Annotated in this window: 27 protein-coding genes; 14 read left to right on the top strand and 13 right to left on the bottom strand. The window is 62.4% G+C overall.

Annotated elements, in window-relative coordinates; genetic code table 11:
• Positions 1–346: 346 nt before the first annotated feature.
• The 4 genes from pqqB to pqqE are packed head-to-tail and all read left to right on the top strand — an operon-like array spanning position 347 to position 3,451.
• Complete coding sequence (pqqB, locus tag EN990_RS05245) at positions 347–1,285, top strand: pyrroloquinoline quinone biosynthesis protein PqqB (RefSeq protein WP_013532075.1); 939 nt, start codon at positions 347–349, stop codon at positions 1,283–1,285.
• Positions 1,282–2,040, top strand: a complete 759-nt coding sequence (gene pqqC / locus EN990_RS05240) for a pyrroloquinoline-quinone synthase PqqC (RefSeq protein ID WP_013532076.1) — start codon at positions 1,282–1,284, stop codon at positions 2,038–2,040. Before pqqB ends, pqqC begins: the two co-directional genes overlap by 4 nt.
• Positions 2,040–2,333, top strand: a complete 294-nt coding sequence (gene pqqD / locus EN990_RS05235; RefSeq protein ID WP_032808964.1) for a pyrroloquinoline quinone biosynthesis peptide chaperone PqqD — start codon at positions 2,040–2,042, stop codon at positions 2,331–2,333. Before pqqC ends, pqqD begins: the two co-directional genes overlap by 1 nt.
• Positions 2,330–3,451 (top strand): pyrroloquinoline quinone biosynthesis protein PqqE, encoded by a 1,122-nt coding sequence (gene pqqE / locus EN990_RS05230; protein ID WP_127368066.1) that lies wholly within the window; start codon positions 2,330–2,332, stop codon positions 3,449–3,451. The genes pqqD and pqqE overlap by 4 nt, the downstream gene beginning before the upstream one ends.
• Positions 3,452–3,470: 19 nt before the next feature.
• Here the strand turns inward: pqqE and EN990_RS05225 are convergent, their stop codons facing one another.
• A complete protein-coding gene (locus tag EN990_RS05225) occupies positions 3,471–4,088 on the bottom strand; it encodes a hypothetical protein (RefSeq protein ID WP_063167841.1) in 618 nt (205 codons plus the stop codon).
• The gene (locus EN990_RS05220) at positions 4,081–4,602 is read right to left on the bottom strand and encodes a hypothetical protein (protein ID WP_013532080.1); all 522 of its coding nucleotides are present in this window, start codon (positions 4,600–4,602) and stop codon (positions 4,081–4,083) included. Before EN990_RS05220 ends, EN990_RS05225 begins: the two co-directional genes overlap by 8 nt.
• Before the next feature lie 164 nt (positions 4,603–4,766).
• On the opposite strand from EN990_RS05220, the gene EN990_RS05215 reads away from it, so the two are divergent.
• Positions 4,767–5,126: a hypothetical protein gene (locus tag EN990_RS05215; protein WP_013532081.1), complete on the top strand. Its 360-nt coding sequence runs from the start codon at positions 4,767–4,769 to the stop codon at positions 5,124–5,126.
• A 14-nt stretch (positions 5,127–5,140) separates the two neighbouring features.
• Here the strand turns inward: EN990_RS05215 and EN990_RS05210 are convergent, their stop codons facing one another.
• The 3 genes from EN990_RS05210 to EN990_RS05195 form a co-directional block, all read right to left on the bottom strand.
• A complete protein-coding gene (locus EN990_RS05210; RefSeq protein ID WP_245268559.1) occupies positions 5,141–6,106 on the bottom strand; it encodes a DUF3592 domain-containing protein in 966 nt (321 codons plus the stop codon).
• Between the two features lie 118 nt (positions 6,107–6,224).
• Positions 6,225–6,833, bottom strand: a complete 609-nt coding sequence (locus tag EN990_RS05205) for a class I SAM-dependent methyltransferase (RefSeq protein WP_013532083.1) — start codon at positions 6,831–6,833, stop codon at positions 6,225–6,227.
• Between the two features lie 226 nt (positions 6,834–7,059).
• Positions 7,060–7,959, bottom strand: coding sequence for a GH25 family lysozyme (locus EN990_RS05195; RefSeq protein WP_224672924.1), 900 nt, complete (start codon positions 7,957–7,959; stop codon positions 7,060–7,062).
• Here EN990_RS05195 and EN990_RS36005 point away from each other — a divergent pair.
• The gene (locus EN990_RS36005; RefSeq protein ID WP_245268560.1) at positions 7,958–8,233 is read left to right on the top strand and encodes a hypothetical protein; all 276 of its coding nucleotides are present in this window, start codon (positions 7,958–7,960) and stop codon (positions 8,231–8,233) included. The two genes, EN990_RS05195 and EN990_RS36005, sit on opposite strands and share 2 nt — an antisense overlap.
• A 72-nt stretch (positions 8,234–8,305) precedes the next feature.
• Here the strand turns inward: EN990_RS36005 and EN990_RS05190 are convergent, their stop codons facing one another.
• The 7 genes from EN990_RS05190 to EN990_RS05160 form a co-directional block, all read right to left on the bottom strand.
• Positions 8,306–9,094 carry a phosphodiester glycosidase family protein gene (locus EN990_RS05190; RefSeq protein WP_013532085.1) on the bottom strand — a complete coding sequence of 263 codons (789 nt, stop codon included), beginning with the start codon at positions 9,092–9,094 and terminating at the stop codon, positions 8,306–8,308.
• 71 nt (positions 9,095–9,165) lie between these two features.
• A complete protein-coding gene (locus EN990_RS05185) occupies positions 9,166–10,038 on the bottom strand; it encodes an undecaprenyl-diphosphate phosphatase (protein ID WP_013532086.1) in 873 nt (290 codons plus the stop codon).
• 188 nt (positions 10,039–10,226) lie between these two features.
• Positions 10,227–10,424 (bottom strand): hypothetical protein, encoded by a 198-nt coding sequence (locus tag EN990_RS05180; RefSeq protein WP_013532087.1) that lies wholly within the window; start codon positions 10,422–10,424, stop codon positions 10,227–10,229.
• A 185-nt stretch (positions 10,425–10,609) separates the two neighbouring features.
• Positions 10,610–11,008 carry a GFA family protein gene (locus tag EN990_RS05175; RefSeq protein ID WP_013532088.1) on the bottom strand — a complete coding sequence of 133 codons (399 nt, stop codon included), beginning with the start codon at positions 11,006–11,008 and terminating at the stop codon, positions 10,610–10,612.
• 187 nt (positions 11,009–11,195) lie between these two features.
• Positions 11,196–12,152, bottom strand: coding sequence for an alpha/beta hydrolase (locus EN990_RS05170; RefSeq protein WP_127384924.1), 957 nt, complete (start codon positions 12,150–12,152; stop codon positions 11,196–11,198).
• Between the two features lie 40 nt (positions 12,153–12,192).
• The gene (locus tag EN990_RS05165) at positions 12,193–12,678 is read right to left on the bottom strand and encodes an SRPBCC family protein (protein WP_024504356.1); all 486 of its coding nucleotides are present in this window, start codon (positions 12,676–12,678) and stop codon (positions 12,193–12,195) included.
• Positions 12,679–12,877: 199 nt separating this feature from the next.
• Entirely contained in the window at positions 12,878–13,126 is a 249-nt protein-coding gene (locus EN990_RS05160; RefSeq protein ID WP_013532091.1) for a ParB N-terminal domain-containing protein, read from the bottom strand.
• A gap of 197 nt (positions 13,127–13,323) precedes the next feature.
• Here EN990_RS05160 and EN990_RS05155 point away from each other — a divergent pair, with 197 nt between their 5' ends.
• Entirely contained in the window at positions 13,324–13,740 is a 417-nt protein-coding gene (locus EN990_RS05155; RefSeq protein ID WP_024504355.1) for an acyl-CoA thioesterase, read from the top strand.
• A gap of 15 nt (positions 13,741–13,755) precedes the next feature.
• On the opposite strand, the gene EN990_RS05150 is transcribed toward EN990_RS05155, so the two are convergent.
• Positions 13,756–14,715, bottom strand: a complete 960-nt coding sequence (locus tag EN990_RS05150; RefSeq protein ID WP_127369329.1) for a LysR family transcriptional regulator — start codon at positions 14,713–14,715, stop codon at positions 13,756–13,758.
• A 135-nt stretch (positions 14,716–14,850) separates the two neighbouring features.
• Here EN990_RS05150 and EN990_RS05145 point away from each other — a divergent pair, with 135 nt between their 5' ends.
• The 7 genes from EN990_RS05145 to EN990_RS05115 all read left to right on the top strand — a co-directional run.
• Entirely contained in the window at positions 14,851–15,633 is a 783-nt protein-coding gene (locus EN990_RS05145) for an ABC transporter substrate-binding protein (RefSeq protein ID WP_024504354.1), read from the top strand.
• A 64-nt stretch (positions 15,634–15,697) separates the two neighbouring features.
• The gene (locus tag EN990_RS05140) at positions 15,698–16,345 is read left to right on the top strand and encodes an amino acid ABC transporter permease (protein WP_127384925.1); all 648 of its coding nucleotides are present in this window, start codon (positions 15,698–15,700) and stop codon (positions 16,343–16,345) included.
• Between the two features lie 12 nt (positions 16,346–16,357).
• Positions 16,358–17,017, top strand: coding sequence for an amino acid ABC transporter permease (locus EN990_RS05135; RefSeq protein WP_127369330.1), 660 nt, complete (start codon positions 16,358–16,360; stop codon positions 17,015–17,017).
• A complete protein-coding gene (locus EN990_RS05130) occupies positions 17,014–17,778 on the top strand; it encodes an amino acid ABC transporter ATP-binding protein (RefSeq protein ID WP_127369331.1) in 765 nt (254 codons plus the stop codon). The genes EN990_RS05135 and EN990_RS05130 overlap by 4 nt, the downstream gene beginning before the upstream one ends.
• A gap of 8 nt (positions 17,779–17,786) precedes the next feature.
• Entirely contained in the window at positions 17,787–19,430 is a 1,644-nt protein-coding gene (locus tag EN990_RS05125) for a N,N-dimethylformamidase beta subunit family domain-containing protein (protein WP_127388252.1), read from the top strand.
• A gap of 1 nt (position 19,431) precedes the next feature.
• Positions 19,432–20,817 carry an aspartate aminotransferase family protein gene (locus tag EN990_RS05120; protein WP_127369607.1) on the top strand — a complete coding sequence of 462 codons (1,386 nt, stop codon included), beginning with the start codon at positions 19,432–19,434 and terminating at the stop codon, positions 20,815–20,817.
• Positions 20,818–20,820: 3 nt separating this feature from the next.
• Positions 20,821–21,535: 3-keto-5-aminohexanoate cleavage protein (locus EN990_RS05115; RefSeq protein ID WP_164766084.1), on the top strand; the 715-nt coding region annotated here is incomplete at its 3' end.

Genomic DNA, 21,535 nt, shown 5'->3' with positions numbered 1-21,535 from the left:
TTTGAAACTTGATGGACGAGCCATTGCGTCGGTGCCCTGCAATGGTTGGCTAACGACAGGATCGGTCCCTTCGGGCTGGTATAAGAGGAGAAATGTCATGAAGAAGAACTGGAAAAAACCGACCATGTGTCAGGTTGCCGCTGGCTTCGAAATTTCACGGTATCTGCCTGCTGAAATTACTCCCAAGAAGTAGGCCGCAGAGGTGCGCGTCCCTGGCGACAGGGGCGCGCATCCCCTCCCCGCATGGGATTTTCGTGAAAGATTTTGACGCACGCAAAGCGCGCGGAGTGTTGTTTGTGACTGCAAATTGCCTGCAGGTCAGAGAAGCCGGCGCGCGGGCATTTTCATGCATTTGAGGATCATCGGATCGGCGGCGGGCGGCGGCTTTCCGCAATGGAACTGCAACTACCGTCTCAGTCGTGCGGCTCGCAACGGCATGGCAAGCGTGCATCCACGAACCCAGTCAAGTGTCGCCGCCTCGGCGGACGGGTTGGGCTGGGTTCTTTTCAATGCCTCGCCCGACATTCGCCAGCAAATCGCTGCAACACCTGAATTGCAACCTGCGGGCGATGCGCCGCTGCGCTCGACACCTATTCGCGCTGTGGTGCTGACCAATGCCGACGTCGATCATATCGCCGGACTGCTCAGCCTGCGCGAGCGGCAGCCTTTCGCCATCTATGCAACGGCGCAGGTTCTGGCGACGCTGGAGGCGAATTCGATTTTCAACGTTCTCGATCCAGCGCTTGTGCCGCGGCGCATCCTGCCGCCGGCGAAAGAGTTGGCCATCTGCGACGCAGAAGGCCGCGATACCGGCGTAATGATCGAGCCCTTTGCCGTGCCCGGGAAGATAGCACTCTATCTGGAGGATAGAGACCATCCGGATGCCAATTTCAGCTCCGACGCAGGTGACACGATCGGAGTCCGAATTGCCGGCATCGGCAGCCGCGGCTCCGTCTTCTATATCCCAGGCTGCGCGCGCATCGATGCGCGGCTACGCGCGCGTCTCACCGATGCCGCCTGTCTTTTGTTCGACGGCACGGTCTACACCGACGACGAGATGATCGTCGCCGGCGTCGGTCAGAAAACCGGCGCGCGCATGGGGCATCTGGCGATCTCGGGAGAATTGGGTTCGATTGCAGGCTTGGCCAATGTGAAGGTCGGCCGTCGCGTCTTCGTCCACATCAACAACACCAACCCCATCCTTGACGAGAGTTCCGCCGAACACGCGGCGGTCAAGGCGGCAGGCTGGGAAATCGCAAACGACGGTATGGAGATGGAATTTTGAGCGACTTCCGCGATGCAGCCAAAGGCGGACTCTCCACGAGCGCTCTCGAAGCCGTGCTGAGGCAGGTTGGCGCCGAGCGCTATCACAATCGCCATCCCTTTCACCACAGGATGACCAGCGGCGCGTTGTCGAAGGCCGAGATGAAGGCCTGGGCGCTGAACCGCTATTGCTATCAGGCGGTCATCCCACGCAAGGATGCCATGATACTCGTACATGCCGAGGATCCAGCGTTTCGTGCCGCGTGGCGCAAGCGGATCGAGGATCATGACGGCGAGGACGGCTGGAGCGGCGGCATCGCGCGCTGGCTGCATCTGGCAACTTCGCTCGGCCTGGACGCCGAGGCCGTGAAGAGCGAAAGGCTGGCACTGCCGGCGACACGCTTCGCGGTGGGCGCTTACCTTTCCTTTTGCACAAACCGGACGCTGTTCGAGGCGGTCGCGTCCTCGCTGACCGAGATGTTCTCGCCACTCATCATCGGCGAGCGGGTGCCGGCAATGCTGGCCAAATACGACTACATCACCGAGGATACGCTGGCCTATTTCAAGCAACGGCCCGAACAGGCCTCGCGTGACGCCGACTTCGCCCTTGCCTACGTGCTCAGCCACGCCGATACGGCGGAGCGCCAGCAGCAGGCAATCGATGCACTGGTGTTCAAATGCGATATACTCTGGGCCATGCTTGACGCGCTTCAACACGCCTATGGCGAGCAGGGAAACATACCGCCCGGCGCCTTCCAGCCCGAGGCAGCCCTATGATGGCGCTGCGCGAAAGAGCTGTGGTGTCGTTGCGATCGGTACCTTCGCTGCCGAAGCACGTGCGCATACAATACGATCCCTTGCGGCAGGCATTCGCCGTGCTTTCACCGGAAAAGATATTCTGGCCGAACGATGTCAGTCTCGACATATTGCGACGCTGCGATGGACGGTCCACGGTCGGCGACATCATTGCCGGCCTTGCCGCCGATTATGAGGCCGAACAGGAGGCCGTGGCGACCGACGTCATCGCCTTCCTGCAGGAATGGTCGGACAAGCTGCTGGTGAGGCTATGAGCACGCCCCTCCTCCCTCCAATCGGCATGCTGGCGGAACTGACGCATCGCTGCCCGCTGCAATGCCCTTATTGCTCCAATCCGCTCGAACTGCTCAAGGCCAATCGCGAACTCGACACAGAGACCTGGCTCGCCCTGTTCTCGGAGGCCGCCGATCTCGGCGTGCTCCAGGTGCATCTGTCCGGTGGCGAGCCGACACTGCGCCGCGACCTCGCGCAATTGATCGCCGGGCTTGCGGGGCGCGGCGTCTACACCAATCTGATTACCGCGGGCGTTGGCATCGTCGAGGGCCGTATCGAGGCATTTGCCGAAGCCGGTCTAGACCATCTGCAACTGAGCTTTCAGGGCGCGCGGCCGGCGACCACGGATCGCATCGGCAACCACAAGGGTGCCCACGAAAAGAAGCTGGAGACGGCACGCCGCGCGCGCGCGGCCGGTCTGCCTCTAACCATCAACGCGCCGATCCATCGCCATAACATCGAGGAGGTGCCGGAATTCATCGATCTCGCCCTTTCGTTGGGCGCGGAGAGGCTCGAGATCGCCAATGTGCAATATGCCGGCTGGGCGTTGACCAATCGCGATCAACTGATGCCGGAGCGTGAAGCGGTCGATAGGCAGGCGGAGATCGTCGCGGAGGCACAGGAGCGGTTGGCCGGCATCATCAACATCGATTTTGTGACGCCGGACTATTTCGCGATCTATCCCAAGCCGTGCATGGGCGGCTGGGCGCGGGACGCCTTCATGGTGACGCCTGACGGCACCGTACTGCCCTGCCATGCCGCACAGACGATCCCGTCGCTCAGCTTCGAGCGTTTCGAACCACGCAGGCTGTCCTCAATCTGGGCCGATTCGCCGGCGTTCAATGCCTTTCGCGGTACGGACTGGATGCAGGAGCCATGCCGCGGCTGTGAGCGGCGCGAGATCGACTGGGGCGGCTGCCGCTGCCAGGCGATGGCGATCGCCGGCGATGCCGCTGCAACGGACCCGGCTTGCGCGAAATCGCCGATCCATGCTCGCATGGCAATGCTGATCGACGAAGCCAAGCGCATTGCCACAGTTCCTTCGAGAGAAGAAGCATTCGTCTACCGGCGGATCGGTGCGGTGACCGAATCCGCCTGACCTGGCGAGAAAGCGCTTCTCACCCCCTCGGCAAGACGCGTAGCGTCTGCTCGTCAAACAATGGCTCGTCCTGGCCGATGCGCACAAAAAGCAGGCTGTACCCCTCACCCGCGGGCACCTCGAAATACTGCATGCCGTCAGGCATTTCACCCCAGTCGCCGCAGGGCGGTTCGGGAATCTCGTCGGAGCTGGCAAGTGCTTTCAGCTCTTTCGCATAGGCGGCGTCGGGGCTGAATGTGTAGCGTTTGACGCCGGCGGGTACCGTGCCCTCGGTGTAAGGCGCCAGCACACAGCGGGCGCTGACGGCCTTGTCGGTCTTTTCCAGGAACAGGCGCTGCAACGCAGCCTCGGCGGTTTCGCCAGGCTTGATGTCAAAGACCTCGACAAGAGGGTCAGCCGCGCCGCCGTCGCTGTATTTGATGGCGAGCGCTTTGCCGGCGAATTCGAAATGGATCTGGCGGAAGCCGAAATCGCAGCGCTGCGTCCAGGCGGCCAGCCCGACAGTTTTGTCAGACAATTTTTCCCAGGCGCATTTGTCGATGGGCGGGCGCGACGGCGCCGGCTCGTCCGCCATGGCTGGTATCGTCGCGGATGCAAGCAGGGCACTGGCCCAGATGGTCGATCGCACGCTATTCATCGCTGCATCCTGTTAAAATGAAGGCGTCCCAGGCCGAACCGCCTGGATTGGCATTGGCGAAATCGGCTCCTTCGGTGAAAGCCACGCCGAAACCGGGCAAGAGCAGCCCTCTCGGCGCCGGTGTCGCTTCGCGCGAATTCAACTGCTCGGCGCCGCCGCCGGTCAAGGCATAGACCTGGCCCTCCCATAGCCTGCACAATCCGCTACCGTCCTGCAGGCCGCCTTCCCGGTCGTCGTCGGTGCAGGCGTGGCGAATGGTGCCGAGCGGGAAGGAATTCTTGCCGTTGGTCCAGGTGATGTCGGCGGGCAGGCTCGTGCCGGCTTTGGGCACGGCCAGCGAAAACACTTCGGCCGTCAGCGCCGCCGGCTCGTTGGCGAGCGGCCGGAATTGCACGACGGCACCCGAGCGCGGCTCCTGATAGGTGGCGTGACTCAGGAGGCATTCTTTTGCCAAGGCCGCCTGCATCGGGCCGAGCAGGCCCAGGAGGAAAAAGGCCAGTATGCGGGTGATCATCCAATGTCTCTGGGAAAGCGTTGAGTCGGCCCGCACAGTCGCATCATCCGCGCAAAAGCATAGCAAAATCCGGAACGGCGGCGTTTGTCCGCTCCTGGACAAAACTTGTCCACGCAAAATCCCACCAGCCTGTATGGTCGAGCGCACTGATCGAAGGAGTGGTGATGCGGCGTTTGGTGATGACGACGGCAATATCCGCATTCGCCGGTGGCTCCGCGCTGGCGGCGCCGCCTTATGTTGGGACATGGTCTAGCGACAGGCTGAACTGCCACGCGGCTCCCGACATCCAACGCGAGACTGTGTTCACAGTGGACCAGGCGTCGCTGTCGTTCCCCGATCTCGGCTGCGAGCAGGCGACATTTCGCAAAAGCTCGACCGGTTGGGTGGTGCATGCCAGCCAATGCTACGGTTCCGACCCGTCGATCGAGGAGCCGTTCGCGCGTGTCATCCATATCGTCAGGCATGGGGCCACGCTGCGGTTCACCTGGCCTGGCTTCGACAGCGGACCGCTCGTCCGCTGTTGAAGGCGTCCGGCGCCTCAGACCAGGCCGACCAGAAAGGCGGCGCCACCGAGAAAGCCTGCCGAGCAGATCCATAACAGCCAGAGCCCCCGTACCCGGCATTCCAGCACCGCCGAGCCGGGGTTGGCGGGGTCATAGTGGACGTCGACCTTGCTGCCTTCGACATACTGCCGTGCCTGGCCGCCGACGAGGCCGGGCAACGAAGCCGTCACGGTTCCGCCGAAGGTCACACGATCGGCGCTGTAGCGCAGGCCGGCGACGTCATAGGAGTAGACGATGCGGGATTTGAAGACGGTGCGCCAGCGACCATGGCCAGAATGGTTTCGGAGCGCCTGCAGGCCCGAGTTATCGATGCGGCCGGCAGTGACCGGCCATTTTGCCGCCTGCTCGGCCAGCGATTTCTGGACGAAGCCCATGCGCAAGGCAAACAGGCCCATGAACAGCAGCAGCGCTCCCGCGCCGAGGTTCTGCGGCTTGGGCAAATGCGGCCTGATCGCCTCCAGGACGCCGCCGACGGAAAACACCAGAACCAGCGCGCCGACCACCAGCCCGGCCGAGAGCTGGATCATGAACTTGAAGGCGCCTTCGGGCATGGTGCGCTCGATCACGGCTTTGCTCGGATCGGCCGGATTGTAGAAGACAGTCACCTCCGCGCCGCGGGGAAACTGGGCAAGGGTTTCGGTGACTTCGAAATTCCCCAAATTCTCCTTCACGCTGTAGCGCGAGCTTTGAAATTTCTTGCCGCCAACCTTGTATTCGAAGGTGATCGCCGGAAAATTGCGCATTTCGGTGGTATCAGTGCTGTCCGAACCAACGCCCGAGCTTCTGACCTCGCGTGCCTCGACGCGCGACGAGATGATCTTTCCCGGCGTCGGCAGCCAGCGGCTGAGTGCCTTCACCTCTCGCCATTTCATGAAGGTGATGAACGACAGCGCGCCCGCGACCACGCAGGCAAAGCCGACAAGCATGATCTTGAGTTCCAACTCGTCTCCCCCCAGGAGTGCAGGAACCCGCACATAGACAGCATGGCGGCGGCAATGTCTTGTATTTTCGCAAATCTGAAAAGGCTGAGCAGCGCAAACGGCAACAGCCCACGCCGCGTTATGCAGGCTTCACGGCCAGGAACGTGTTCCATTCTTCGCTATTGCGGCCGACGTTGAAATCGTCCCTGATGAGGACCAGCCCGGCGCCTTCGAGACGGGCGGCGAAGTCGTCCCTGCGCCAGTAGACCATGTGATATTCGCCTGATGTCTCGCCATCGCCATTGCGCATCGAGACGAGGAAGGCGCCGCCCGGGCGCAGCGACCCGGCTATCTTGGCAAGCACCTGGTCGGTCTGGTCGCGAGGCACGTGGATCAGGACGCATAGGGCAAGGACCGCGTCGTAGGGGCCGCCGAGATCATCGGTGATGAGATCGAGCAACTCGCCATGCTTACCACGCGCGGCCTGCAGCTCGAGAAACCGCTTGGTGGCGTCGGTGCGCCGAACCTTGACGCCCAAATTTTCCAGAAAATCCGCATCGTATCCGGCTCCGGACCCGACTTCCAAAATCCGGCCACCTGTGCCGGCGATTGCCACCAGGCGCTTGAGCGATGCCTGCTCCCTCTCGTTGGGAACATGGCGCACGATGGCATCATATTGTTCCGCATAATCCTCGTAAGCGCTGATCGTTTGACGGCTCTGTGCCAGAGCCTCCGATGACACACCCATCTTTTCCTCCCATGCGTCCTTGTTGGTCAAAGAGCCAGACACTTTCCTCAGCGAATGCTGCCAGCGGAAGCGTGTCCATCGAGCAGTCCGATATCGCGCTTGAAATGGTCCGACAGCGCACGCTGGTCAAGCAGGCCGCGTGAGCGGGTCCTGAAGGGAGCGGCGAAGAGGTCGAGGATCGGCGGACACCCGAGAAAGCGAACGACGCCAAGCCTGATAGCTTGTCTCAGTTGGCGTCGGCTACCGTCTGCCGGCCGCCGGCCCAGGCGCGCCATTGCCGTTCGTCGCCATGGAAGACATTGAGGTCTATGCGGCCAGTGACGCCGTGCGACAGGCCGGAGCCGGAATACTGCCAGAACAGCCATTTGCGGCCGGGATAGACCTTTGACGGATGCTGGGCGACCGCACGCAGCCAAAACGGATAGTCGAGGAATTCGCCCCTGAGATTGTCGCGGTAGAAATCGGGCGCGGTGTAGATGATGGGCCGCTGGCCGTAATAGCGCTCCAGCTTGTCCATGAACACCTGCATCTTTTCCAGCACCTTTTCGCGCGACGGCCGCCGCTTGCAGCTGGACTCGCCGTTCCACTCGACGTCGATCACCGGCGGCAGCGCGCCTTCGACCCTGGGCACGTTGCGGATGAACCAGTCCGCCTGCTCGCCCGCCGTGCGGCACCAGTAGAAGAAATGGTAGGCGCCGCGCTTCAAGCCGGCGGCGTCGGCGTTGCGCCAGTTTTTCATGAACATCGGATCGAGGTGGTCGCCACCGTCGGTCGCCTTGATGTAGGCGAAGTTGGCGCCCTGCGCCCGCAGCTTGTCCCAGTTGACGTTGCCTTGCCAACGCGAGACGTCGACGCCGTGCACTGCAAGGCGGCGAGGCGAACCCTTGCCGAAATTGATCGGCTTGGCGTCGCGAAAACCGTAACGGGTGAGCGGCCCGGCAAGCATGGCCGGTGCCGCGCGCGTCAACAGCTTGGGCGGCGACACCAAGGCTGCCGGCTCGACCGGCAGCCCGCCGACATCAGGCACTTGGGGATCAGGCGCATCAGGTGCGGCAAACACCCCCGTCTCTTCCTCCTCCGCCAAGCCGAACGGGCGCGTTTTTTCCCCCGGACCGTTGTCAGACATGGGAGCCAGTCCGGCCCTTGCCGCCCTGTTGCCCCTTGCCGCCGAAGCAGCGGCGATCGGTGCCGGCGGCCGGATCACGGAACTGGTGGTCTCGTTGGAGGGTTTCTGCAAATCCAGCGCATCGACGCCGGCCGTTGACGAGCAGCCGGCAAGGCATAGCGATGCTATCAAAAAACTGACGACGCCCGGAATCCGCATCTGGACCTGTACTCAAAACACAACAGACCGAGGGCGAAACGACAGCCGACGGACAAACCGGATCAGTTATGAATGAGAAATTACCAATAAAGTTTGAATCAAGTTTTTTTCGCCATACCGCATGCGGGTAAGCGCGGTGGAAACTGGCTCAGGATTTCCTGAAGACGCCGATCATCGGCCCGAGATTCCAGTAGTCGTCTTTGCGGCCGATGGCAGGCGCAAACAGGCTGGATATCGTGCCGTCGAGGAACAGCGCGTTATCGCAACCGAGCGCGTCGCGGAAAAGCCGGGCGAAGGCATGGAAGGTCACCGTGCCATTCGAAATCGCAAAGACCGCGACGCCATCCTTTCGCACCCCGACACCGTCGCGGGTTTTCCGCGAAGTGCCGTCGGCCTGGAATTTCGGATGCAGCTTGCCGTCGATCACCAGCATCGGCCCCGATTGCGTCGCATAGTCGACGGTCGGGCGCCTCTTCACGAAGTCCCTGGTGGCGCGGACCGCGGCCCTGCCGTCGCGTATGTAGAAAATGCCGTTCGGCTGCAGGGAAAAGTTGCCGCTTCCCGAACCCGTTTTCACCGACGCCATCTCCTGGCCGCGCTCGACATAGAGACCGACCGGCGCGAGGTTCGGGTGATACATGCCGGCATTGATGCCGAACAGCATCGTGCGCCCGATCGCCTGTTGCGCGGCATGCAGATTGTGCAGCGACTGAAACGGCTTGCCCGCCGCATCCTTCCAGAACAGCTCGAGCTGATATCGTTTCGGATCGACCTCGCAAACGAGATAGCTGGTCGCCTCGAAGGTGAAGTCCCGGCATGGCGGCAGCGAGACAACCCACTGGCCGAACGACGCGCCAAGCGCCGCCACCGACGGCAGCGCCCCCTTGGCCATCGCCAGCAACAGTGGCACCGATTGCAGGAGGGTCAAAAAATCCATGTGCGTACCGGAATCGAAGTTCGAGGTCCGGTACGGATATAGCCCGTTTCAAGCGATACTGTGGAACTGCCTCAGACGAGCCATCCCATGGCGACGCTCGACAACAAGACGATGCCGAGCAGGCCGCGATAGATGACGAACGGCCAAGCCGAGAAACGCTCCAGCACGCGCATCAGCCCCCATATGGCGAAGAAGGCGGAGATCGACGCGACGACCAGCCCGACAGCAAGCACCGACCAGCCATGGGCGTCGAGATGGACCTTGTGCAGTTCCCAGAGTTCCTTGAGGCCGGCGAGCGCGATGGCAGGCAGCCCGAGCAGGAACGAGAAGCGCGCCGCTTCGGCCCGCTTGAAACCGAGCCCCAGTGCCGCTGTCAGGGTCGAGCCCGAGCGCGAGACGCCGGGGACAAGCGCGCCGATCTGGGCGATACCGACGAGCAGCGCATCGGTCAGTGACGCATCGCCCATGCTGCGCCGGTGACGGGCGAAGATCTCGGCCAGCGCCAGCAGGATAGCCATGGCGATGCAGGCCCAGCCGATCACCGTCAGGCTACGCAGCGGCGAATTGCAGGCGTTGAGCAGGCCCGACAGCGCAACGCCGGCGATGACGATGGGGATCGTCGCCAGCACGATCCAGAGCGCCAGCTTGAAATGCCGGTCGGCGAAATCGCGTCGCGCCAGAGCGTCGAGCGATCCAAACAGGATATCCCTGACGTCGCTCCAGAAATAGCTGACCACCGCGGCAAGGGCCGCAAGCTGCATGGCGGCGGAGAAGGCGGAGCCAGGATCCTGCCAGCCGAGCACGGCCGGCACGATGCGCATATGGGCAGTCGAGGAAATTGGCAGCAGTTCCGTGATGCCTTGCACCACGCCGAGGAACGCCACCTTGGCGAACCCCAGGCCGACGAAGCCCGTGTCGAGGCCTTGGGTGCAGATATCGGCCAAAATCGAATTCCATGCATGAGAGATCGGAGTTGGGTGGACCGACCCAAGGTCAATCCCGGGCAAGCCTTATCGTCATGGGCCGGATAATCAATTTACGGATTTGTAAGCTGGCACGCCGAGGTGCACGCCGTTCGAAACCGGCCCACCTTGGGGCCGGCTTGAGGCACACAGGGAAAATCGCAAAGCGACTACGGGCAGAGCCAGAGTTTCTGGCATGTCCTGGCGATCACATGCGCCGGCGGCACTTCGGGCTCATCGGTCGAAGGCCGGCGAGCCCGTTCGAGCAGCATGCGCACCTGTTCGGGACGCACACGATCGCGCTCCATCACAAGCAGGACCATCGGATCGCTCAAAAGCTCGTCCAGGGTGCTGATGCTGTCGTTCATCCGTCGTCTCCTCGAATGCCGTACCCGCGACCCTTAAATAGGACGACAAAGATGGCTCGCCAATGACGCTTTGCCGGCTATCTCGTGTCGATTTGGATTAAATTTTGGCCATGCTTGCGCTCTTCCCTTCCCCTGGCGCTGCGCGTCGATCCACCTTCTTCCACAACAAGGGGAGAAGGGAAAAATTAGCCTGGCGGAGGGGCGCCTTCGTATTTCGGCAGGCCGTCATCAAGCACCAGCCAAGGCTGCTTCGAGGCCGTGAAAATATGCATTTGCGGCTTGAAAACCGTGGGATCGTCGAGCGAACCGGTGGTGATGCCGATAATGCCTGCGGAATCACGTCGGGAGAACAGCGTTGTGCCGCAGCTCGGGCAAAAGCCGCGCTTGAGATCCGGTGAAGAGCCTATAGTCGCCAGCGGCCCATCGATCGTCACGTCCTCGATGCGAAACAGCACGCGTGCGTTGAAGGCGGCGCCGATCGCCTTCTGGCAAAGCCGGCAGTGGCAGACGCGTTCGTTGATGGGAGCCGCGTCCGCGCGGTAGCGCACCGCCTTGCACAGGCATCCGCCCTCATATCTTGCCATTGTCTGGATCCACTGGTGGGAGAGAATAGGCGCGCAACGTATCGGCGGGGCCGATTGGGTCAATTGAAAAGCTTTGATGCAATGTCATCGCTTGTGCTGATGCGAGTTGGGATGAAGCCATGACGCCGAAAGCCGTCATGGAGCCACGGAATGCCGGCTGCCCGCCAACAGCCGGCAGTTTTGGCGTTCACTCCATTTCGCCGACGACCTCGTCCCAGGTCTTGACCTTGGTCTGGCCGTTTAGGAACGGCAGCGCGGCGGCCGTCAGCTCCGGGGCGAAGAAGACATCGTAGTGGGTGCGGTTGGGCAGGATCGCCAGGCGGTTCTGCGACAAGTTCTCGCGCATCCAGCCGGCGTCCTTCAGTCCGCCGCCGAGCATCTGATAGAACTTGATCTCGTGTTCGGGCTTATACATATCGCTGTCGCCATAGACCAGCATGACAGGCATCTTCAGCTTGGCGACATCGGCCGAGTAATCGCGGTTCTGACGCATGAAGCCGCCCAGCGCATCGAGGAGCTTCGGGAACTCCTCCGGATGCGGCGCCACCGCGACGTAGGATTTGTACATCGGCGTGTCCTTCATGAACTCAGCCGCGGCTGCGCTCACCTGTGCCTGCTGCGGACGCATCTCGTCATAGAAGCCGTCCGTGGCGTAGCCGGTCGATACCAGGACGAGGCGGCGCACCGCTTCGGGATGCTGGACGGCCATGCGGAAGGCGACGCCGCCGCCCAGCGAATAGCCCATGACATCGACCTGGCTGTAACCGAGCGCCTTGACGATGGCGGCCATGTCGTCGCCCATCGCCTCCACGGTGAATGGTCGGTCACCCAGCGCGGTGCGGCCGTGACCCTGCAGGTCGACGCCGATGACGGTGCGGTTTTCGGCAAGTTTCGGCAGGATCGGCGCGAACATATCCGTGGTGCCAAGACCACCATGCAGCAGAAGCAGCGGCTCGCCCTTGCCATAGATCGCATAGTAGTAGTTCAGGCCGTTGATCGTCAGAAGGCCGGACTTTTCCGGCTTCGGCAGTGCATTCGTTTCAGTCGTCATGGCAGGTTTTGTCTCCTCTGCATTGGTGATGCCCGGGCAGGCAAGCAGTGCTGCGGCCGAAGCAAAAATGGCGAAAAACAGGGTTTTGAACATATCGATCTCCTCTCCTGTCGATATCAAGGCGTTATGCGGATCAAAGCGTTTTGGCGAGTTCTTCGAGCTGGTCGGCGCACTGTCCCCAGCCCTCGTGGAACCCCATCTTCTCATGCTGTTCGCGGTCGGCGACGCTCCAGTGCCTGACCCGAGCGATGTAGCGGGTCTTGCCGTTGCCCTCGTCCTCGAAGGTCAGCGCGACGGTCATGAACGGCTTTTCCGAAGGCTGCCAAGCCTCAGTGTAGGCGTCGGTGAGGACGATCTTCCTGCCGGCAACGACTTCGAGGAAGACACCTGGGTTGGGGAACTCGTTGCCGTCCGGGCTGGCCATGACGACAAGGCTCGAGCCACCGGCGCGCACATCCATCTCCGCGCGCGGCGTCGTCCACGGTTTTGGAGAGAACCAGCGCGTGATCAGTTTCGGATCGGTCCAGCAGCGATAGACGTTCTCGCGCGGCGCATCGATGATGCGGGCGAGAACCAGTTCGCGGTCGTTGGTGGGGGCGATGTCGAGCTTGGTGGTCATGATGGCGTCCTGCGTTTGATCTGGCTTCCGTCCCAAGGACGAGCCGATGAACCGCAAGCCGACATCGGCCAGCGAAAATTTTGCGACACCGTTTCGATTGACCCGAGGCGTCACTCACCTTCGTCATCCACGGGCGGAGCAGGAACGCAGCTCCGTCGCGGAGACCCGAGGATGACAAAGTGATCGATGGGCCAAAGCCTCAGTGGCGCTTGGCTTGCACCAGATAGGCCTCGATCTCGGTCTCGCCGAGCCACTTTGCCGCTTCCAGCCGGTGCAGGCCCTCGACGAGGATGTGGCGCTTGCCGTCATGGCGGACCTGGATCGGCGTCTTCATGCCGTTTTCCAGAATGTCCTCGGCGAGATGGCGGACGGTCTCGGGATGCAGCGTCTTCTTGCGCGCCGTCGGCACGTAGATCTCGTCGACCTTGACCTTTTGCACTCTGAGCATGCCGACCCCCGTGGCGGAAACGCCGCCACCCCTGAGATAGTCCGTTTGATGGAGGTGGCCAAGGGTGCGGCTAACGAATACGAAGTCCGAAGGCCATTCTCGGTTCGAAGATGCCAGGGACAGCAGATCGTTTGCCTGTCGTCGCGCGTTTCGATATTGCGTCTGCGCGATCGTCGAAGGCCACGGAGCAAATCCCCATGAGCAAATCTCTCGTCACCTTTGTCGGCGTCGCCCATCCCTGGATGTGCGACGTGATGGGGCACGTGAATGTGCGTCACTACGCGGCGATGTTCGATGATGCCAGCTTCCAGCTTCTCGGCCATATCGCCGGACAGGACGACAACCAGGCGTCGCAGATCGGATGGGCCGACGTGCGCACCGAAATCGACTATCGGCATGAAACGAAAGCCGGTGCGCTCATCACCATCCGCTCGCATGTCGTGAAGATCGGCCGCACCTCCATCACCTTCGAACAGGTGATGTTGGGCTCGCTCGACGGCATTGTCCGCGCATCGAGCCGGACGACAAGCGTGCGCTTCGACCTTGCCGCGCGCGCCTCGGTCGCTCTGGACGAGCCGATGCGCGACCGCTCTTCGGCCTTCCTGATCGAATAAGCCTGTCTCCGCCCGTCAGCCTATGTAGATGCGGTCCTCGAGGGGCGTGTCGGCAATCAGCGTCTGCAGCCCTGACAGCAGCGCCTTCTCGGCGCGGTTCATCACCTTGTCCGGATTGACCAGCAGGAAGATGTCGATGGCCGGCGGCGCGTCATAGGGCGGCAGCCGCCACAGCATTCCATCCGCCACGTCCCGCCGCGCGACGTGCAGCGGCAGCGGCCCAATGCCCAACCCGGCGACGATCATGCGCCGCACCTCTTCCAGGCTCGAGGACACGCCGACGACATCGGCGTTGAGCCGGGCCTCGCTGCGCAACAGCGCGACCGGCCGCAACGCATCCGAGATGTGGTCGGTCTGGAACGATACCGAGGGCTCGCCCCGGAGATCGGTCAGCGTCAGCCCGGTTTGCCCGTAAAGCCTGTGCTGCGGCCCACAGAAGAAGCCGAAGAACTCGCGGTAGACCATCGCATATTCCAGCGCCGGATCGCGCTGGCTGACCAGGCAGATGCCGAAGGAAGCACGCCGGTCCCTCACCTGCTTGGCGACTTCGGTGCTTGCTGCGACTGAAATGGTGATGCTGGCGTGAGGGTAGTTGCTGTGGAACTCGGACAGCGCCTGATCAAAGAGCGGCGAGACGACATGGCTTGCCGTCGCGATCATCACATGGCCGGTAACATCGTCGCTGATGCCGCGCATCAGCAGCGGCAACTGCGATATGGTGCCGAACACCTCGACGCTCTGCTCGTAGAGAAGCCGCCCGACCTCGGTCAGTTCGAAGCGCGTCGCGTCGCGCTCGACCAGACGCCGGCCCACCCGGTCCTCCAGCCGCCGCAGAGCATTGCTGACGCTGGGTTGCTTGAGGTTCAGTCGCTCCGCAGCTCGCGTGATGCCCTTCACCTCCGCGATGACGACGAATGTCCGCAGAAGGTTCCAGTCGAGATCCCAGACCAGTCGTTCGGGGCGTGGAAGTACCATTCCTGATATCTATGCTCTCTATTCCCATTATCTATTTGCGCAATGATACCGCAAAGGCAATCATTGATGACAGGAAAGCGTCTGCACGCCTCCCAAGAACAAACCTTGCGCGCCATCCAGAGGAGAGGAAATCAGATGAACAGAGTATTTTCCGGCATCGCCGTTGCGGCCCTGCTGCTTGCGTCGACCTTCACTGCCGTTTCGGCCAGGGCCGACGACCTCGAAAAGATCAAGGCGGCGGGCGAGCTGAAGATTTCCATGAGCGGTCAGTATCCGCCCTTCAACTTCGTCAACGACCAGAATGAAGTCGTCGGTTTCGACGCCGATATCGGCAAGGCCATCGCCGAGCGCATCGGTGTCAAGGGCACCATCATCACCACGGCCTGGGACGGCATCATTGCCGGCCTGCTCGCCAACAAATACGACACCGTCGTTGGCTCGATGACGATCACGCCTGAGCGTGAAAAGGTGGTCGATTTCGTCGGGCCTTACTACCACGCCGGCCGCGCCGTTTTCGTCAGCGAGCAGTCGAAAGTGCAGAGCCTCGACGACCTCAAGGGCAAGACCATTGGCGTGACGCTGGGCGAGACGCATGAGAAATGGGCGCGCGAAAAGGGCGGCTGGGATATCCGTACCTACAAGGGCCTGCCGGAACTGCTGCTGGAGCTGAGGGCCGGCCGCGTCGACGCGATAGTCGTCGACAACATTCCGGTCATGGTTGCCGTCAAGGAGACGGGCGAGAAGGTCCGCAAGCTCAACACGCCCGATATCGAAGGCGGCGCTGTTGCCATCGGCATCGCCATCCGCAAGGACAATCCGGAGCTCAAGGCTGCGATGCAGAAGGCGCTGGACGACATGCTGGCGGACGGCAGCTACGAAAAGATCTCGATGAAGTGGGTCGGCAGCGACATCCGCTGATCTCTCCTGGCTTCAGGCGACCAAAGCCGCCTGAAGCCGAGCGTTACTCCTGCTGGACCCTTTCATGGATTTCTCCTTGATGCAGCGCGTCTTCCCGTTCTTCGTGGAGGCCGCCTTGGTGACGATCGAGATCACGGTGTTGGCCCTGATCCTGGGCCTCGCGGCTGCTTCATTGGCCGCGGCCGCCAAGATGTCGAAATCGGCAATCCTGCGGACCATCGGCACGCTCTATGTCAGCCTGTTTCGCGGCACGCCGTGCCTGATCCAGCTCTTCGTGCTCTATTTCGGCGGCCCGCAGATCGGCATCAATCTGGAGCCGTTCGCCGCCGGCGTTATCGGCCTCGGTCTCAACATCGGCGCCTATATGGCGGAATCGATCCGTGGTGCGCTGGTCGCGGTCGACAGGGGCCAGACGGAGGCCGCCCGCACAATAGGCTTCAGCCGTTTCCAGACCTTGCGCAAGGTCGTGCTGCCGCAGGCCGCACGGCTGATGATCCGGCCGCTCGGGGTCAATACGGTTGCTTTGTTGAAGGGATCAGCACTTGTGTCGACCATTTCAGTCGTCGAACTGACCTACACCGCCCAGCGCTTCATCGGCTCCACCTACAAGCCGTTCGAGATATTCGGCGTTGCAGCCCTGCTCTACATGATCATGGTCTACGCGGTTGCGCGGTTCGTCGACCTGCTCGACAAACGCTTCGCCATCGTCTGACCGGAGAGCACGATGCAAGGTTTGGATTTCACCGTCGTCGCGCCCTACTGGGACCTTCTGTTGATTGGTGCCTGGTGGACGGCGGTGCTGACGGTCTCGGCGGGCGCACTCAGCTTCGTCGGCGGCATCCTGTTCGCGGTCATCGTGCTCTACGCTCCGAAGATCGTCGCCTATCCCGTGCGCGCCCTCATGTGGGTGTTCATGGGTACGCCGCTGCTGTTGCAGCTGTTCCTGATCTATTTTGGCTTGGTGCAGATCGGCATCGACATTCCTGCCCTTGCCGCCGGCATTGTTGGGCTCGGCCTGCACTTTGCCGTCTACAATGCCGACATCATCCGCGCCGGCATCGTGGCCGTCGATGTCGGCCAGACGGAGGGTGCGCGCAGCATCGGCTTCGGCAAGTGGCAGACGCTGCGCCATGTCGTGATACCGCAAGCCATCCGCAACACGGCACCACCGATCGGCGGCAATCTGATCGCGCTGTTGAAGGAATCCTCGATCGTCTCGGTCATCGGCATCGCCGAGTTGGTCCATTCGGCCCAGCTGGCGATCAGCGAAACGTTCCGCCCGTTCGAGTTCTACATCACCGCAGCGGCGCTTTATTACATTCTCAATCTTGTGCTCGAGGCGGCCTTGCGTCGGTCTGAAAGACATGTGGAGGTTTCCCGATGAGCACGCAGCGGCCAATGGTCGAGGTTCGCGGCGCGCGCAAATCGTTTGGCGCCGTCGAGGTCCTCAAAGGCATAGGCCTGTCGGTCGATCGCGGGCAGATCGTCGCCATCATCGGCCCGAGTGGCTCCGGCAAGAGCACGCTGCTGCGCTCCATCAACCATTTGGAATCCCTGGACTCCGGTGAAGTCTGGCTCAACGGCGTGCAGGTCAACCAGAAGCTGCACGGCCATGCCTTCGAGCGGCACATCAACAAGGTGCGCCAGCAGATGGGCATGGTGTTTCAGCACTTCAATCTGTTCCCGCATCTGACTGTGATCGAGAACATTTCCATGGGACCGATCATCCTAAAAGGCATGACCAAAAGTGACGCGCATGCGCTGGCGCATAGCCTCTTGTCCAAGGTCGGGCTCGCCGACAAGATCGACGCCTACCCCTCGCGGCTTTCGGGCGGCCAGAAGCAGCGTGTGGCCATTGCCCGTGCGCTGGCGATGCAGCCCAAGGTGATGCTGTTCGACGAAGCCACCTCGGCGCTCGATCCGGAACTGGTCGACGAGGTCAACGCGGTGATGAAACAGCTTGCCGCCGAACACATGACCATGCTCATCGTAACGCATGAGATGCGCTTTGCCGGCGAAGTAGCCGACAGGGTGCTGTTCATGGATGGCGGCGTGATCGTCGAGGAAGGCCCGCCCGGCGACATGTTCCGCGCGCCGCAGAAGGACCGCACGCGCAGCTTCCTCAAGAAATATCTTTCCGCCTGAGGATGACCATGAACAGCCCAAACACGGAATTCCCCGATTTCGGACTGACGCCGGAGCAGCGCCGCCACGCGGTGCGTGGCCATTACTACGAATGGCCTGGCATGGATGGCGAGCGCGGCGAGATCTGGTGCTACAGCGACCGGTTTTCCTATCGCGCCGGCGAAACGGTGGCTTTGCATGTCAGTTCGACAGCTGCGACGTTCGGCATCACAATCACCCGAGATGGCGGCAGCGAAAACAAAGTATTCGAGAAATCGGGCATCGCGGCACGCTGGCAGGACACACCCGACCAGTGTTCGGCTGAAGGCTGCGGTTGGGACCCATCCTTCGAATTTCGCGTCGGAGCGGGCTGGCCGTCCGGCGCCTATCGGGTCACGCTGACCGCCGATGGGCTCGACGGCAAGCCGATCCAATGCCACCATATTTTCATCGTCTGCCCGCAGCCGGGCCGCAAACCTGGCCGCGTGCTCCAGGTGGCGGCGACAGGCACATGGCTGGCCTACAACACCTGGGGCGGCTCCAACCACTATCAGGGCATCACCGGGCCGGATCGCAACCAGTATTCGCCCATCGTCTCGACGCAGCGCCCCTGGTGCCGTGGCTTCGTCGTGCTGCCCAAGGATGCGCCGCGTGTGCCGCTGGAGGTCGCTGTGCCGCCGAAGACCGTGCCGCGCTATCCGCACATGGAGTGGGCGCTCGCCACCGGCCATTCGAAGAAATACGCTTCGTCCGGCTGGGCCAGCTACGACAGCCATTTTTTCCGCTTCGCCGAGCGGGCCGGCTATCAAGTCGATCTCGCCAGCCAGCATGATCTGCATTTTTCGCCGGAAATTCTCGACGGCTATGACTGCGCCGTGTTCGTCGGCCATGACGAATACTGGACCTGGGAAATGCGCGATGCCGTCGACGCCTATGTGACCCGCGGCGGCCATGCGGCGCGCTTTGCCGGCAATTTCATGTGGCAGACGCGGTTCGAAGACGAGGGCCGCCGGCAGGTCTGCTACAAATATCGCTCGCGTGCCGAAGATCCGGCCTATCTTCCAGACGGCGACGTCACCCGTGCCACCAATTCCTGGGAGGCGCCGGAAATCGGCCGGCCGGGTTCGGCGACCTTCGGGCTCAACGCGACGCGCGGTGTCTATGCCGGCTGGGGCGGCTGTGCACCGCGCGGCGTGCGTGGTTTCCCGGTCTACCGGCCCGAGCATTGGGCCTTCGCCGGCACCGGCATCTACTATGGCGACCTGCTGGGCGCCGACAGCCATGTCTATGGCTATGAGGTCGACGGGCTCGACTTCGAGATACGCGGCGGCCTGCCCTACCCGACTGCGACCAGCGGCGCGCCAGACGGCCTGCAGGTTCTCGCCGTCGGCATGGCATCCCAGGTCGAGGAAAGCGCCGATATCCCGATCGAGGACCAGTTCCTCACCGACGAAGACGGCCGCTTCACCGCCGAAACGCTGTTTGGCGAGGCGAGCGACGCCAATCTGGAAAAGGTCAAACGCGGCAACGGCATGATCGTCAATTTCCCGCGCGGCAAGGGCGAGGTGTTCCATGCCGGAAGCTGCGAATGGGTCGCCGGCCTGCTAAGACAGGACCCGATGGTCGAACGCGTCACGAAAAATGTCCTCGATCGTTACCTCGGAAAGCCCTGACATGTCGAAAGTCCAATCCGCCGTTCAAGAAACCGAAGCCCGGCGAGACTCGCATCTGTTCTATCTGTCCAGCCTGCGCCGGCCGCTGATCGACCGCGCCGAAGGCATCTACATGTGGACGCAGGACGGCCGCCGCTTCATCGATGGCTCGAGCGGCCCGATGGTGGCCAATATCGGCCATTCCAATCGCAATGTGCTCGACGCCATGAAGCGGCAGATGGACCGCGCCACCTTCGCCTATCGGCTGCATTTCGAGAACGAGCCGGCGGAGGAGTTGGCGCGGGAGTTGGCCGGCAAGCTGCCGGAGGGCATGGACCGCATCTTCTTCGTCTCCGGTGGCTCGGAGGCGACGGAATCCTGCATCAAGCTGGCGCGGCAATGGGCGGTCGCCACCGGCCAGGCCAGCCGCTGGAAGGTGATCACGCGTTTCCCCTCCTATCATGGCGGCACGTTGGGTTCGCTCTCGATCACCGGCGACGATGCGCTGGCCGAAACGTTCGAGCCGATGATGCGGGTGATGCCAACCGTGCCGGCGCCGAATGCCTGGCGCGACCGCGACAATCTCTCGATTGAGCAGCGCGGCATCCGCTATGCCGACATGCTGGAGGAGAAGATTCTTGCGGAAGGTCCAGACAGCGTGGTTGCCTTCATCATGGAGCCGATCGGCGGTGCGGCGACCGCGGCGCTGGTGGCGCCGGACAGTTATTATCCACGCATCCGCGAGATCTGCGACCGCTACGGCATCCTGCTCATCCACGACGAAGTCATGAGCGGTGCCGGCCGCACCGGCAAATTCCTCGGCGGCGATCACTGGAACTGCAAGCCCGACATCGTCGCCCTGTCGAAGGGGCTGGGCTCCGGATATGCGCCGCTTGGCGCACTCGCCGCACCGATGCGGCTGGTGCAGCCGTTGCTCGCCTCCGGCGGCTTCCAGCACGGCCACACCTATGCCGGCAATCCGCTGGCCTGTGCCGCCGGCCTGGCTGTGCTCGGCGAAATGGACCGGCTCGACCTGATCGCCAATGCGGCAGCCATGGGCGATGTGCTGATGGACGGGCTTAAAGGCCTGGCGAAGCGGTTTCCGTTCCTTGCCGACGTGCGTGGCAAGGGCCTGCTCACCGGCGCCCAGATGGTCGCCGATCCCGAGACCCTAAAACCGATCGACCAGAACAAGAAAGCCACGCAGCGGCTGCTCGACCTCGCCTATGAACGCGGGCTGATCATCTATGGCCGCAGGGTCAAGGGCGGCGTCGACGGCGACAATTTCATGGTCGCGCCACCGATGATCGTCACGGCCGAGCAGGTCGGCGAGATCATCTCCATCATCGGTGACTCGCTGGAGGTTCTGGCCGCCGAGCTCGACCTGCCGGTCGGAGGCCAGGGGTAAGAAATGGCACCGCGAAAAGTCATCATCACCTGCGCCGTCACCGGCTCGGTGCACACGCCGTCCATGTCGCCCTATCTGCCGGTGACGCCGGACCAGATCGCCGCAGACGCGATCGCGGCGGCGGAAGCCGGCGCCTCGATCCTGCATCTGCACGCCCGCGACCCCAGAGATGGCCGCCCGACCGCCGATCCGGACGTCTACATGCAGTTCCTGCCGCGCATCAAGCAGGCGACCGATGCGGTGATCAACATCACCACCGGCGGCTCGTCGCTGATGACGCTGGACCAGCGGCTGGCAGCCCCTTTGCGGGCCGAACCCGAAATGTGCTCGCTCAACATGGGTTCGATGAATTTCGCGCTGTTTCCGATGCTCGACAAGCCACGGGAATGGCAGCACGAATGGGAACCCAAACTGCTGGAAGCCACGCGCGACACCATATTCAAGAACACCTTCGCCGACATGGAGAGTGTGCTTGAGAGGTTGGGTAAGGGCTGCGGCACGCGCTTCGAATTCGAATGCTATGATGTCGGCCATCTCTATTCGCTGGCGCATTTTCGCGATCGGGGGTTGGTGTCGGGACCGCTGTTCATCCAATTCGTCCTTGGCATATTGGGCGGCATCGGCGCCGACCCGGACAATCTCGTCCACATGAAGCGGATCGCCGACAAATTGTTCGGCGACAGCTACCAGTTCTCGGTGCTCGCCGCCGGCCGCCAGC

It is taken from the genome of Mesorhizobium sp. M7A.F.Ca.US.005.03.1.1, assembly GCF_003997975.1.
Classification (GTDB): domain Bacteria; phylum Pseudomonadota; class Alphaproteobacteria; order Rhizobiales; family Rhizobiaceae; genus Mesorhizobium; species Mesorhizobium ciceri.
This window is presented reverse-complemented; position numbering and strand designations above follow the sequence as displayed.

Bases quoted from the DNA above. Each gene is read 5' to 3' on its own strand.
- pqqB (WP_013532075.1), top strand. From the start codon at position 347: ATGCATTTGAGGATCATCGGATCGGCGGCGGGCGGCGGCTTTCCGCAA.
- pqqD (WP_032808964.1), top strand. From the start codon at position 2,040: ATGGCGCTGCGCGAAAGAGCTGTGGTGTCGTTGCGATCGGTACCTTCG.
- pqqE (WP_127368066.1), top strand. From the start codon at position 2,330: ATGAGCACGCCCCTCCTCCCTCCAATCGGCATGCTGGCGGAACTGACG.
- EN990_RS05225 (WP_063167841.1), bottom strand. From the start codon at position 4,088: ATGAATAGCGTGCGATCGACCATCTGGGCCAGTGCCCTGCTTGCATCC.
- EN990_RS05220 (WP_013532080.1), bottom strand. From the start codon at position 4,602: ATGATCACCCGCATACTGGCCTTTTTCCTCCTGGGCCTGCTCGGCCCG.
- EN990_RS05215 (WP_013532081.1), top strand. From the start codon at position 4,767: ATGCGGCGTTTGGTGATGACGACGGCAATATCCGCATTCGCCGGTGGC.
- EN990_RS05205 (WP_013532083.1), bottom strand. From the start codon at position 6,833: ATGGGTGTGTCATCGGAGGCTCTGGCACAGAGCCGTCAAACGATCAGC.
- EN990_RS36005 (WP_245268560.1), top strand. From the start codon at position 7,958: ATGGGAGCCAGTCCGGCCCTTGCCGCCCTGTTGCCCCTTGCCGCCGAA.
- EN990_RS05195 (WP_224672924.1), bottom strand. From the start codon at position 7,959: ATGTCTGACAACGGTCCGGGGGAAAAAACGCGCCCGTTCGGCTTGGCG.
- EN990_RS05190 (WP_013532085.1), bottom strand. From the start codon at position 9,094: ATGGATTTTTTGACCCTCCTGCAATCGGTGCCACTGTTGCTGGCGATG.
- EN990_RS05180 (WP_013532087.1), bottom strand. From the start codon at position 10,424: ATGAACGACAGCATCAGCACCCTGGACGAGCTTTTGAGCGATCCGATG.
- EN990_RS05175 (WP_013532088.1), bottom strand. From the start codon at position 11,008: ATGGCAAGATATGAGGGCGGATGCCTGTGCAAGGCGGTGCGCTACCGC.
- EN990_RS05170 (WP_127384924.1), bottom strand. From the start codon at position 12,152: ATGTTCAAAACCCTGTTTTTCGCCATTTTTGCTTCGGCCGCAGCACTG.
- EN990_RS05165 (WP_024504356.1), bottom strand. From the start codon at position 12,678: ATGACCACCAAGCTCGACATCGCCCCCACCAACGACCGCGAACTGGTT.
- EN990_RS05160 (WP_013532091.1), bottom strand. From the start codon at position 13,126: ATGCTCAGAGTGCAAAAGGTCAAGGTCGACGAGATCTACGTGCCGACG.
- EN990_RS05155 (WP_024504355.1), top strand. From the start codon at position 13,324: ATGAGCAAATCTCTCGTCACCTTTGTCGGCGTCGCCCATCCCTGGATG.
- EN990_RS05150 (WP_127369329.1), bottom strand. From the start codon at position 14,715: ATGGTACTTCCACGCCCCGAACGACTGGTCTGGGATCTCGACTGGAAC.
- EN990_RS05145 (WP_024504354.1), top strand. From the start codon at position 14,851: ATGAACAGAGTATTTTCCGGCATCGCCGTTGCGGCCCTGCTGCTTGCG.
- EN990_RS05140 (WP_127384925.1), top strand. From the start codon at position 15,698: ATGGATTTCTCCTTGATGCAGCGCGTCTTCCCGTTCTTCGTGGAGGCC.
- EN990_RS05135 (WP_127369330.1), top strand. From the start codon at position 16,358: ATGCAAGGTTTGGATTTCACCGTCGTCGCGCCCTACTGGGACCTTCTG.
- EN990_RS05130 (WP_127369331.1), top strand. From the start codon at position 17,014: ATGAGCACGCAGCGGCCAATGGTCGAGGTTCGCGGCGCGCGCAAATCG.
- EN990_RS05125 (WP_127388252.1), top strand. From the start codon at position 17,787: ATGAACAGCCCAAACACGGAATTCCCCGATTTCGGACTGACGCCGGAG.
- EN990_RS05120 (WP_127369607.1), top strand. From the start codon at position 19,432: ATGTCGAAAGTCCAATCCGCCGTTCAAGAAACCGAAGCCCGGCGAGAC.